Source organism: Pseudoalteromonas sp. UG3-2 (genome assembly GCF_037120705.1).
Taxonomy (GTDB): Bacteria; Pseudomonadota; Gammaproteobacteria; order Enterobacterales; family Alteromonadaceae; genus Pseudoalteromonas.
In genome coordinates, this window is the sequence record NZ_JAWLJU010000001.1 from 673,747 (window position 1) to 687,056 (window position 13,310).

Annotated in this window: 6 protein-coding genes; 5 read left to right on the forward strand and 1 reads right to left on the reverse strand. The window is 43.5% G+C overall.

Going from position 1 to position 13,310, the window contains the following annotated elements; translation table 11 throughout:
• Positions 1 to 113 precede the first annotated feature (113 nt).
• On the forward strand, positions 114 to 3,149 hold the full coding sequence (gene ydiJ / locus R3P39_RS02715) for a D-2-hydroxyglutarate dehydrogenase YdiJ (protein WP_336565478.1): 3,036 nt from the start codon (positions 114 to 116) through the stop codon (positions 3,147 to 3,149).
• A gap of 431 nt (positions 3,150 to 3,580) precedes the next feature.
• Here ydiJ and R3P39_RS02720 read toward each other — a convergent pair whose 3' ends face one another.
• Complete coding sequence (locus R3P39_RS02720; protein ID WP_336565479.1) at positions 3,581 to 4,927, reverse strand: HD domain-containing phosphohydrolase; 1,347 nt, start codon at positions 4,925 to 4,927, stop codon at positions 3,581 to 3,583.
• A gap of 360 nt (positions 4,928 to 5,287) precedes the next feature.
• Between R3P39_RS02720 and R3P39_RS02725 the strand changes: the two genes are divergently transcribed.
• The 4 genes from R3P39_RS02725 to R3P39_RS02740 all read left to right on the forward strand — a co-directional run bounded on the left by R3P39_RS02725 (position 5,288) and on the right by R3P39_RS02740 (position 13,278).
• Entirely contained in the window at positions 5,288 to 8,404 is a 3,117-nt protein-coding gene (locus R3P39_RS02725; protein WP_336565480.1) for a glycosyl hydrolase family 18 protein, read from the forward strand.
• A 37-nt stretch (positions 8,405 to 8,441) separates the two neighbouring features.
• The gene (locus R3P39_RS02730; protein WP_336565481.1) at positions 8,442 to 9,869 is read left to right on the forward strand and encodes a lytic polysaccharide monooxygenase; all 1,428 of its coding nucleotides are present in this window, start codon (positions 8,442 to 8,444) and stop codon (positions 9,867 to 9,869) included.
• 44 nt (positions 9,870 to 9,913) lie between these two features.
• Positions 9,914 to 12,382, forward strand: a complete 2,469-nt coding sequence (locus R3P39_RS02735) for a glycosyl hydrolase family 18 protein (RefSeq protein ID WP_336565482.1) — start codon at positions 9,914 to 9,916, stop codon at positions 12,380 to 12,382.
• A gap of 140 nt (positions 12,383 to 12,522) precedes the next feature.
• Positions 12,523 to 13,278: a substrate-binding periplasmic protein gene (locus R3P39_RS02740; RefSeq protein WP_336565483.1), complete on the forward strand. Its 756-nt coding sequence runs from the start codon at positions 12,523 to 12,525 to the stop codon at positions 13,276 to 13,278.
• Positions 13,279 to 13,310 lie beyond the last annotated feature (32 nt).

A 13,310-nucleotide genomic window follows, 5' to 3' on the forward strand; every position in this document is an offset into this window, starting at 1 on the left:
ATACAAAGCTTCGTAAAATATAATATTTCGATTTGTAACAAAGCATAAAATTCTCAATTTGATGTGACACGCTTCGTGTTACAATCACGCTAAACAAAGCAGTGTAGACCGTCATGATCGCAAAAATTAGCCAACAAGATTCAGCCAACCAAGTAATTAATCTTTATCAGGAAAAGCTAAAATCCGCGGGGTTTCTTGGTGACATAGATACGAGTTATGCTACTCGACTGGTCACTTCAACTGACAATAGTATTTATCAGCAAGTGCCACAAGCGGTACTGTTTCCGAAATCAGATAAAGACATAAAACTCGCTTTAGACATTGCGCAACAAGACCCTTTTTTATCTTTAACGTTCGGGCCTCGTGGTGGCGGTACTGGTACCAACGGCCAATCACTAACACCCGGTATAGTAATTGATCTTTCACGGCACATGCGTGAAATTTTAGAAATTAACGAAAAAGAAGGGTGGGTTCGTGTTCAAGCCGGTGTAATTAAAGATCAACTCAATGACTTTTTGCGCCCTTATGGCTATTTTTTCTCGCCGGATCTATCCACCAGTAATCGCGCAACCATTGGCGGCATGATTAATACCGACGCATCAGGGCAGGGCTCTTTGGTTTATGGTAAGACAAGTGATCATGTTTTAGGGTTAAAAACATTTTTAGTGGATGGTACAGAACTAAACACGTCTCGTTTGGCCATAGACAAAGCACAACTGCTCGCAGAACAACCAGGGAAAGTGGCAGAAATCTATCAGCAAGTTATTGATATCTGCAAGAATAAACGCGAACTTATTGTGCAAAAATTCCCCCGTCTAAACCGTTTCTTAACCGGTTATGACTTAGAGAATGTGTTTGATGATTCCCTTACCAGCTTCGATTTATCCAGGATCATCACCGGTTCCGAAGGGTCTCTTGGGATTGTAACGGAAGCGAAATTAAATTTAACACCAATACAACCGTTTAAAACACTGATCAATATAAAATACGATTCCTTTGAATCAGCACTGCGCAACAGTCCCTTTTTGGTTTCGGCCCAAGCAACATCCGTAGAAACAGTTGATAGTAAAGTACTGAATCTTGCTAAAGAGGATATTATCTGGCATTCAGTATCGGACTTAATAACTGAGGTGCCTGGTGTTTCTATGCAAGGCCTTAACATGGTCGAATTTAATGGTGAGTCGGAAGAGGAAATACGCTCAAAAGTCGACAGCCTTTGCCAACGCTTGGATCAACTTATTGCCAATAAAGAAGCTGGGATCATCGGTTACCAATTAACTAACGATAAAGCGGATATTCTTAAAATTTATGCGATGCGGAAAAAATCGGTTGGCTTATTGGGAAATGTCAAAGGCGCAAAAAAACCATTAGCCTTTGCAGAAGATACGGCAGTACCACCCGAAAACTTAGCTGATTTTATTATGGAGTTTCGGGATTTACTCGATGCCCATCAACTTGACTATGGCATGTTCGGCCATGTTGATGCTGGGGTGCTACATGTGAGGCCGGCACTTGATATGTGCGATCCGGAACAAGAAAAATTGCTCCGTACCATTTCCGATGAAGTAGTTAAACTCACCGCAAAGTACAAAGGGTTAATGTGGGGTGAGCATGGTAAAGGATATCGTAGTGAATATGGCCCAGAGTTTTTTGGTGAAGAACTGTTTACCGAGCTGCGTAAAATTAAAGGCTTGTTTGACAAGAATAACCGCCTAAACCCCGGAAAAATTTGTACACCACTTGATTCAAAAGAGAGCCTAGTTTCTGTTGATGACCAAAAACGCGCTTGGTTTGATAAACAAATTCCTACTGCGGTTAAAAGCAATTATGAGGCGCCGATCAATTGTAACGGCAACGGTCTTTGCTTTAATTACGATGATAACTCGCCAATGTGCCCATCTTATAAAGTCACCAAAGACCGTCGTTTTTCACCTAAAGGTAGGGCAGGACTATTTAAAGAATGGCTAAGACTACAAACTGAAAAGGGCATTGATTTAGTAGCAACAGAAAATCAGCTTATTGACGGCAACAAAACAAGCAGTTGGTGGCAACGACTGCGTAATTCAAGAAACCCAGAAGATTATGATTTTTCCCATGAAGTAAAAATGTCCATGGATGAATGTTTAGCTTGTAAGGCATGTACCACTGCTTGCCCGATAAAAGTGGATGTGCCCACTTTCAGAGCAAAGTTTTTAAACTTCTACTACAGCCGCTACAACCGACCTTTAAAAGATTACTTAGTTGGTAACTTGGAGAAGTGCTTACCAACCATGGCTAAGGTCCCGAGCTTGGTTAATTTTATACAAAATTTACCACCAGCTAAATATATAATTGAAAACTGGATTGGCTATATTGATTCGCCACAATTAAGTAAAAGACAGCTGCAACAACGTATAGACAAAAAGTTTTTCTATCATCCACAACAATATACACAGTTAAGTAAAGAAGAGCAGAACAAGGTTGTTTTTATTGTCCAAGACCCGTTTACCAGCTTTTATGAAGCCGAGCTAGTATCTGACTTTGTCGAACTAGTAACAAAATTAGGCTTTTATCCGCAAGTGTTACCATTTCATCCAAATGGCAAACCGCAACATGTGAAAGGCTTTTTACGTCAATTTAAACAAACAGCGAAGAACACCAGCGATTTTCTTAATCAAATAAGTCAGCATAACAGACCACTTGTTGGTTTAGATGCTTCCTTAGTCATGTGTTATCGCGACGAATACAAAGACATTCTACAACATCAAGGTGATTTTGAAGTCAGTCTTGCTCACGAATGGTTGAGCACGGTTGAGCTGCCATCACTGCAAGCAAAACAAGACAATGATTATTTGTTGCTGACTCACTGCACAGAGACTACGGCTATGCCGGAGTCAAAACAAGTATGGCAACAAACTTTTGCCCACTTTGGTTTAACGTTGCAAGGCAAAAATACTGGTTGTTGCGGTATGGCGGGTACCTATGGTCATGAAAAGCAAAACCAAGAAAATTCCAAAGCCTTGTACGCCAGCTCTTGGCAACCTATGATTGAGCAAGCCGGTGAGAAACAAGTGTTGGCAACAGGCTTTTCTTGTCGCTGCCAAGTAAAAAGGTTTAGTAACAATAAACCTAAACACCCAATTCAAATTCTAAATCAATCTCTAAACTAATCTGCAAAAGAAACCGAGTTCAAAGCTCGGTTTCTTTATATCATCAGCCCTTTGGAAATTCTCTAAAACACGCTTTTTAACATAACCTAGATGCGACTAACTTTTAGTATGATGTGTTCTTTTAGCCCAACCAAAAGGCTATATTTTAGTTGCGGTAAAGGCGTCCTAATATTTTTTACAGCACAGTGTGAATCGAGGCCAACCCAGTGATAGAGTTTCTATACTTATTTAAACCAAATATACTCTTTTTAAAAGCTAATAGATAATTATAAAACTAATCTAATTAAACTCTCTTATTAAAAATAGCAAAGAAGTAATTACTGGTTAGGGTTAAATGCCACTGTATTACTATGAAATTATTAGTATCTAACATACTTGTTATTTTAAATAGAAACTGAAAAGGATAGGGTGGTAAGATTAAAGAGACGCAATTATTTTCCCACCATGATCCTAAATGGAATTGGCCTTTGACTCTCAAGTTGCTTTAACTTATCTATGGATTTTTCAGTGAAAACATGGCCCTTTGGCAACAATAAAATACCTTGATTACTATGTAGTGCAAGGCCAAGCTTCATGCCTACTTTAAGCTTATCCGTGGTTAGAATATCAATACTACCTACTTTTTCTGGCGCCAGCTCTTTGTTTTTGATTGCAGCTTCTAAGGCATCGACTACCTTCGGTGAATAGAAGCTGCCTTTATATGCCTTAATTAAGTCAGCAGCCGTTGTCGATTTTTCCTCATCGTTACCCACTGCATTTTCGATATTACTGTAGTAATCGCGAGCAACGGCAAGTATTTGTGAACCAGTTGGTATTTCTTGTTGCTTCAACCCTTTAGGTATACCTTGGCCATTGTATTTTTCAAACTGATGATATATTGATTCAGACACTTCAGATAAATGCTGTGCTGGCATTAGCATAAGTTGTGCAATAGTAGGGTGGGTATAGTATATTTTCTTTTTTTCTTCAGAAAGGCGTCGCGGACTCGATTTATACAATTCAGGGTCCATCGCTAATAACCCGACTTCAGCAAGATAGCCTGCCATCATGACTGTTTCCGTGGTTTGCTGACTGGCCTGAATGTTTTTACTTATAATACGGCAGAGTTGCGCTACGTTTTTTGCTTTTTTACCATCTAAATACGGATTGGCATTAATAAAATTATATAACAGTTCAACCGTTGCTTTGTGTTCTTTCTTTTCTTTCTTATTGGCTTGCTCTAGCTGTGAGAGCACTTTTCTTATTTGCGCTGTGCGTTTTTGGACTAACTCTTCAAGGTTATTATTGAGCTGCTGTAACTCTTTGTTCTTCTCTTGGAGTTCAGTATTCAAGCTAATATTATGTTGTTTTAATTGATATTTTTCCGCACACTCTTTGATTGTATGAAGCAGCAAGGTGTTATCCCAAGGCTTTTGAATATACGCGTGGATTCCACTTTCATTAATTGCCTTTACTGTAGAAGCTAAGTCAGAATACCCCGTTAGTAGCACCCGTTGGGTATTCGGTTTTGCCTCTTTTACTAATTTTAAAAACCGAGCCCCATCCATTTCCGGCATCCGCATATCGCTTACAACTACATGAAAGTCCTCTTGCTTAACAGCATCAAGAGCCTCAGCAGCAGAAGTAAAAACGGTGGCTGAAATATTATGCTGACGAAAGAAACGAGCCAATGACTTAATCACGTTCGCTTCATCGTCTAAGCACAGTACTTTGATATTGCTCTGAGTTACAGCGGTAGTGGCCTCAACCTGCAAGGTAATATCTCCTAAAATCAACATTCTAAATTTAGTCTAGTGGTTCGATAACACAAGCTCGTAGATGCAATTAATAGCCATAATAGGGTATTTCATTATTTTCAATAGCTAATTGTTATAAATAAGTAATACAACACCTTATCGATCACTGATCAGAAAAGTTATCGATGATTAGGTCGTGCAAGAAACGCTCTTTGAAGCCAGCTAAATAAATTATCTATTTATTTATCAATACAATAGAAAAAGGTGAAAGCTTGGTTTGAACACGGGGGATGTTGACGTAAGCGGCAACATAAACACCAATACATCTTGCCATCTTGAATTTTTATGTTAGCTTTATGTTGTTATTGTTAATATTTTAAAACAAAAGGTCGGAGGACCAAAATGACACAACAACATGTAAAGACAACGGCGGTGAGCGTTATATCCAGTGCCATCATGGCATTGTTTGCAAGTAATGCCAATGCGCTCGATTGCGCCAGTATAGCTCCTTGGAATGCCGAGCAAGCTTACGTTAAAGGCGATACAGTTAAACAATCGCAACAAGCATTTGAAGCAAAATGGTGGACTAAAGATTCGCCCATTGAAAATTCGGGTCCCTGGGACAGTTGGAAAAAGCTGGCCGACTGTGACAGCGCTGTCAACAATCAACCTCAATTGAATAGCCTTTTACCGCCGGACAATAGCCAATTTAACCCCAATGACAGCGTTGCCATATCGGTTAATGCTACTGACAGTGATGGTCAAGTAGAGCAGGTTGAATTTTTTATTGATGGCAACTCCATAGGCATTGATAACACGGCGAACAGCCAGGGAAGATACGAGGTAAACTGGATTGCTTTAACAGGCTCTCATGTTGTCTCGGCTGTAGCCACCGACGATGACCAAGCTACCTCAAGCGAGCTGAGTCACCGTATTGAAGTAAACGCGGCAAACAATGAATTGCCCACTGCGACACTGACTATCAATACTGACACCAATGTCGATAAAGGAAGCGAAGTAACAGTACAGCTGCAGGGTCAAGATCCTGATGGCCAAATAACCAAGCTAGAGTTATTTATCAATGACAACCTGGTGCTTGAAAGTGCCGTTGCGTCGGCGACCTATAACTGGACAGCAGACACACTTGGGCTGTTCGATTTTAAATTGATTGCTCACGACAATGAAGGAGCGACACATCAAACAGTTCAACAGATAGAAGTTGTAAGCATTCCCCCTGTGGCCAACCGCTGCGTGCCTCATGGTCTATATCAAACCCCAGGAACAACGCCTAATTATTGCGATATTTATGATCAAGATGGCCGCGAAAAAATGGCTGCGGATCACCCCCGTAGGGTAATTGGCTATTTCACAAGTTGGCGCACAGGTAAAAACGGCCAGCCTGCCTATTTAGTTGATGATATTCCATGGGGCAAAATCACTCATATTAATTATGCATTCGCGCACGTCAATGCCGACAATGAGCTTTCTATTGGCGACCCTAGTCGCCCAGGTAATCCGGCAACCAACATGACTTGGCCAGGAGTAACCGGCGCTGAAATGGATCCATCACTGCCATACACTGGCCACTTTAATTTATTAAATAAATTTAAACAGCAATATCCAGACGTTAAAACGCTTATCTCTGTGGGTGGTTGGGCCGAAACAGGGGGATTTTTTGATGACAATGGCCAACGCGTCAACAGTGGCGGTTTTTATACCATGACCACCCACGCCGATGGCAGCGTCAATGAAGCTGGGATCGATGCCTTTGTCGCCAGCTCTGTAGAATTTATTCGTAAATATGGCTTTGATGGTGTTGATATTGATTATGAATACCCATCATCAATGAAGGATTCCGGTCACCCTGATGACTTTGCCATTTCGAACCCTCATAGAAGTGCATTAAATGCTTCATATCAGGTACTCATGAAACGGTTGCGTGAGGCCTTAGATAAAGCAGGTGAACAAGACAATACCCATTACCTGCTCACCATTGCGTCGCCTTCTTCAGGATACCTTCTGCGCGGAATGGAAACCTTCCAAGTCACCAAGTATCTAGATTACGTCAATATTATGTCTTATGACCTTCATGGTGCTTGGAATCAACATGTCGGACATAACGCCTCACTGTATGACACCGGTGAAGACTCTGAATTAAAACAGTGGAACGTCTATGGCACCAAAGAGTTTGAAGGGATCGGTTACCTTAATACCGATTGGGCGGTGAAATATTTCCGCGGCTCAATCTCGGCAGGCAGGATTAATATTGGTATTCCTTATTACACTCGTGGTTTCAGAGACGTAACTGGCGGCACTCATGGTTTGTGGGGGCAGGCCGCTTTGCCTAACCAAGCAGAGTGTCCGCCAGGCACCGGAAGTGGTGACAAGGACAAATGTGGTAACGGTGCGGTAGGCATCGACAACTTATGGCATGATAAAAATGATTCAGGCCAAGAAATACCGGCTGGCTCTAACCCACTCTGGCATGCGAAAAATTTACAACAGGGTATTGAACCCAGTTACCTCAATGTTTATGGCTTAAACCCAGACAGTAATCCAGCACATCAACTGATAGGGAATTATGAACGCCATTACGATAGCGTTGCTGTTGCCCCTTGGCTTTGGAATGCAGATAAAAAGGTCTTTCTTTCAATGGAAGATCAACAGTCGATGGCCACCAAAGTCGATTATGTCATTGACCAAGGGCTTGGCGGCATTATGTTTTGGGAGTTGGCAGGCGATTATGACTTTGACGATAACAACAATGAATATTTCATGGGTAGCACATTAACCACGCTAGCCTACGATAAGTTCAACCAAAATGGCGCCCCTTACAGTGTTATTCCTGGTAGCAAAGATTTTATTGTCCCGACTCAGGCAGTAGATGTTAGTTTCAATGCTAACAACTTCCCTTCTGGCGACGATAATTATCCCATCGCGCCAACCTTTTCATTTACTAACCACTCAAATATTGATTTATCGGGGGCAAAAATCAGCTTTGATGTCCCGGTCGCTACCTCAGCCATATTTAAATCCAATTGGAATGCCCAAGAGAAACTGGGTATGGCAGTAGAAGTCAACGGTTCCAATACCGCAGGCAACAATATTGGCGGCTTTGAAAATGAATTCCACCGCTTTTCGATTACCTTGGTCAACGAGTGGGGTGGGCAAGTGAAATCGTTTGCCCCGGGCGAAACAGTCAATGCTGAAGTGATGTACTACATGCCCATTTCCGGCCCACAAAACTTTGTCATTGAAAAGGATGGTAAACGCTACGCATTGGCTAGCGAGTATAAAGACTTACCAACGGCTCAGCCTGGTGATGATACTCCTACACCAATCACTTTATGCCAAGGAACCGCAATCAGCGACATAGTGATCTACCCAGAATTACCACAGGGGACACATGCCTTGCAAGGCGATCTAGTCATCGACGGTAGTGGCATTTATGAAGCCAAATGGTGGACCAACAAACAGCCATCAACCTCCACTGACTATGAAAAAGTATGCCGTCTTTAGCTCAAGGGGCCTCGGCCCCTTTCACCGGAGAAGCGTAATGAAAGTGATAAATAAGCCACTGTTTTTATTTAGTATATTTAGTAGCGCCATGATGCTTTCTACACAGCTTATGGCACATGGCTATATGGATTTTCCCAAGGCTCGGCAAGCCTATTGTCAACAACAAGGCGGATATTGGTGGCCCAAGGATGGCTCTAACATACCCAATCAAGCTTGCCGTGCTGCTTTTTTACAATCAGGCCATTATCCGTTTGTACAACATCATGAGTTTGCTAAAAATGTCGCTGATTACCAAAGCTTGGCAGCAGTCAAGCGTGCCATACCGGATGGCACCTTGTGCGCGGCAGGCGATGCTAATAAAGACGGTATAAATTTACCCTCTCGTCATTGGCAGCGTACGGCCCTTGAGCCTGATGGCAGTGGTAATATAGAGGTGAGATTTCGCGCCACAACCCCACATAACCCAAGCTTCTGGCAGTTTTTTTTAACCAAAGCCGACACTGAAATCGGTACCAAAGCGCTTAATTGGCAAGACTTGCAACTAATTGCCGAGCTCGGTGATCAAGAGGTCGTTATCGACCCAAATGGCAACCGCTATTATGAAATGCAAGTGCCTATCCCTGCGGGTCGCACTGGCGATGCCATCTTGTATACCCGCTGGCAGCGTGAAGACGCAGCGGGAGAAGGTTTTTATAACTGCTCTGATATCACTTTAGTTGACCCAAGCATGCCTACCACATGGTTTGATTCCGGTTTCTTTATTACACCGGGCCAACAAGCCGAGCCAGGAGATAGCGTAAGGTTTCGGGCTTTTGATGCGTCAGGCGATGAGTACATTAGTGCCAGCTTAGCCATTAATCAAAACAATCAAAACCAGTGGGTAACAAATTTCAGCCGTGTATTAACTGAGCGTTATGCCAATAAGCTGAAAATAGGCGTCAGAAACGAGGTCGGGGAAATTCATTTTGACTCAGATAATTTGCTCAGTAATGTGGTTTATCTCACCGAGCCACACTTTACCGCCACACTCTCTGTAATTAAAGCGCAAACTAATACGCCGCCCGTTGTCGAGCCCATTGCGGATGTGGAATTAACTGCCAATGAGAGTGTCACTATTGTGGCGCAAGCATTTGATGAGCAAAATGACCTTCTCAATTATTCTTGGCAACTGCCTGCTGAGCTGCAATTCACAGCAAGTGGTGAGCAACTCGTCATTACTGCCCCAACTCTAGAACAAGACACTCGCTATACCAGTACCTTAGCCGTCAGTGACGGTAAAAGCAGTTCAGAGATTGCGTTTTCGGTCTTAGTCACCAGTCCCAACACTCAACCCCCAGCCACATGGCAAGCTAATAAAGTCTATGTTGCCGGGGATAAAGTGACATTTGAAAACGCAGTTTACCAAGCTAAGTGGTGGACGCGTGGCGAACAACCAGGGGCTGCCTTGGTATGGCAAGTATTATAACTAACCCGATACGGGTACAACATGTAAATCAAAAGGAAAACATTATGAAAATCAAACAACTCAGTTGCGTTATTAGCTTAGCGCTACTTTCAAGCGCAACAATAGCGGCACCATCAACGCCAACCTTAGACTGGCAACCGCAGAAATACTCCTTTGTCGAGGTAAACGTTGATGCCATCGGTTCTTACAAAGAGCTCGTCAAGGCGAAGGATGCGGTCAATATCAATATTAAATGGAATGCCTGGAGCGGCGAGGGTGGCGATAGTTATAAAGTGTATTTTGATGACACCCTGGTCAACCAGGGTAACCTTGCACCAGGAACGAAAAGTGGCGTGATTGAATTCCCCTATACTGAGTCCGGTCGCCACACGCTATATCTAGAATTGTGTCAAGGTGAGACGTGCGCCCGCAGTGCAGGCAAAGAAATCGTTATCGCTGACACCGACGGTGGCCATCTTGCACCACTGCCGATGAATGTCGATCCTAATAATCGTGACAATGGCACCATTCCAGGACGTGTAACGGCAGCCTATTTTGTAGAGTGGGGAATTTACGGTCGCGACTTTGACGTCACTAAAGTACCGGCTCAGAACCTCAGTCATATTCTTTATGGATTTATTCCCATTTGTGGCGAGAACGAATCACTAAAAGCGATTGAAAATGGCAATAGCTGGCGCGCTTTACAAACTGCCTGTGCCGATTCTGCCGATTATGAGGTGGTTATTCATGACCCTTGGGCGGCAGTACAAAAGTCAATGCCAGGTGTTGATGCAAAAGATCCCATCCGCGGGGTTTACTCGCAATTAATGGCCTTAAAACAACGCTACCCTGAGTTAAAAATATTACCGTCCATTGGTGGCTGGACACTGTCAGACCCTTTTCATGGCTTTACTGAAAAAGCCAATCGCGACACCTTTGTGGCCTCGGTGAAAGAATTCTTAACCACTTGGAAATTCTACGACGGCGTTGATATTGACTGGGAATTTCCAGGCGGTGATGGCCCCAACCCTAATTTAGGCGATCCGGTCAATGATGGTCCAGCCTATGTGGCGTTAATGCAAGAGCTGCGTGCCATGCTAGACGAACTCGAGGCTGAAACGGGTCGTGAATATGAACTTACTTCAGCGATTGGTGCCGGTTACGACAAAATAGAAGACGTAAATTATCAGCAAGCACAGCAATACATGGATTATATTTTTGCCATGACCTACGATTTCCATGGTGCGTGGAATAATGTAACTGGGCATCAAACCGGCATTTACTGTGGCTCTCATATCAGCACAGATGAATGCAACGGCAGCGGTGTTGATGATAATGGCGAGCCGCGAAAAGGGCCAGCTTACACAGGTGATAATGCCATACAACTGTTGTTACAGCAGGGCGTACAACCACAAAAGCTGGTGATGGGTGTGGCCATGTATGGCCGCGGCTGGGAAGGCGTACTCGATAGCAATACTAGCATCAGTGGAAACCCGATGACGGCGCCTGGTAATGGGCCACTGCAGGGCTCTTCTAGCGAGGGCGTCTGGGAACCTGGTATCATGGACTACAAAGCCATTGCAGCCAATGCAGTAGGTAGCAATGGTTCAGGTGTAAATGGCTTTGAAGTGGGTTACGATGAACAAGCCCAAGCGGCGTATGTATGGAACCGCAGTAACGGCAAACTTATCACCTATGATAGCCCCAGAAGTGTGGTTGCCAAGGGTCAATACGCCAATACCCATCAACTGGCAGGATTATTTGCTTGGGAAATTGATGCTGACAATGGTGACATACTTAACGCCATGTACGACGGCCTAAGTGCAGGTGCAATCCCAAATCGCGCCCCTGTAATAGGGTTAGAAGGGCCATTTAGCATGGCTTCAGGCGAGACATTAACGCTCCAGAGTAACGCCACTGACGCCGATAATGATACGTTAACTTATAATTGGCAAGCTGAGACTCCGCTGGTGATCTCCAGTAATAACGCAGCAGAAGTTACAGTAACCGCGCCGCAGGTTACTCAAGCCACCGACCTCAGCATGACACTGACCGTCTCCGATGGTCAAGCGAGCAGTGAAAAGCGCTATATCATCACCGTGCTTCCTGAAGGAAGTAACCAAGCACCCGAAGTGGCGCCCATATCAGATATGACACTAACTGCTGGGCAAACGGTCGCTGTAAATGCCACAGCAAGCGATCCCGATGGCGATGCCTTAACGTATGTTTGGCAAGCAGATGCTCCGGTTGCCATTTCTGGTAGTGGTAATGTGGTAGAGCTCACTGGCCAAGCAGTGGATGCCGATACCCAAGTCACCGTCAGCGTTAGCGTCAGTGATGGCAACCTTGCTACCACACAAAGCTTTGTGGTAACCGTTGAAAAGGCTCAGAAAAGCTATCCTACTTGGGACGCGGGCAGTGTTTATGTTGGCGGTGATAGGGTAAGCCATAATGGCGAAAGCTACGAAGCGAAATGGTGGACTCGAGGCCAAGAGCCAGGCACTGCTATGGTATGGAAATTACTCAGTGAGTAACTGCTTTAGCTTATAAAGTACCAATCTCGGAGCCTGGAAGTGTCAGGCTCCTGCTTATCTGCAAACGTATTGTCATAAAAGCCTTTCTTTTTACCTTATTGTTCTCCTACTATTGTATATATACATTGGTTATCGGTTTTATGACTGCAGTGAAGTTATCTATCTGTTTAATTGCCACTCTGGCATTATGCTTTACCTACAAAGCGGTTGCGTGCAATAACGAAACAACGTTAAAGGTGGGGATAGGCTCTAGTTGGCCACCTTATGTAATGTATGGCGAACAACCGTATGGCATTGACGTAGAAATCACCAAAGTGGTCTTTTCTCAAGCAGGGTATTGTGTTGATTTTGTTACCTTGCCTTCTTCAGCCCGAGGTATCACCGAGTTAGAAAAGGGCGAGATCGATGTGTTACCTTCTGCCAGCTTTAATTTAGAACGCAGCAAAGTAGCGTATTTTTCCACCCCCTATCGCCGAGAAAAAATGCGCTTATTCAGTGCCAAAGTCATCTCACAAACTAGCACCCTGACAGAATTATTCTCATTGGGATTCAGTTTTACCGCAAACCCAGGGGCTTACTATGGTGAGGAACTTCAACAACTAAAGAAAATAGCTTGGTATGAAAAACGGCTATTTTTAATTTCCAGCTTAGACCGTCGCATCGAAATGGTTGCCAAAGAGCGAGTGGATTTTATGATTGAAGATCAACAGGCTGGAAATTATTATATTAACCAATTAGGGTATAAAAAGATGGTTTTACACCCTTACGTAGTCAATGATAATGCCATACACTTTATGCTAGGTCGGCACCGCTTTAGTCAAGCTGAGGTCACACGCATAAATCAAGCAATTAATCGAGTCGAAGATGGCATTCCAGCTATCATAGAAAACTATTAACGATACCAAGCAACTCCTTTCCATGCATGTAT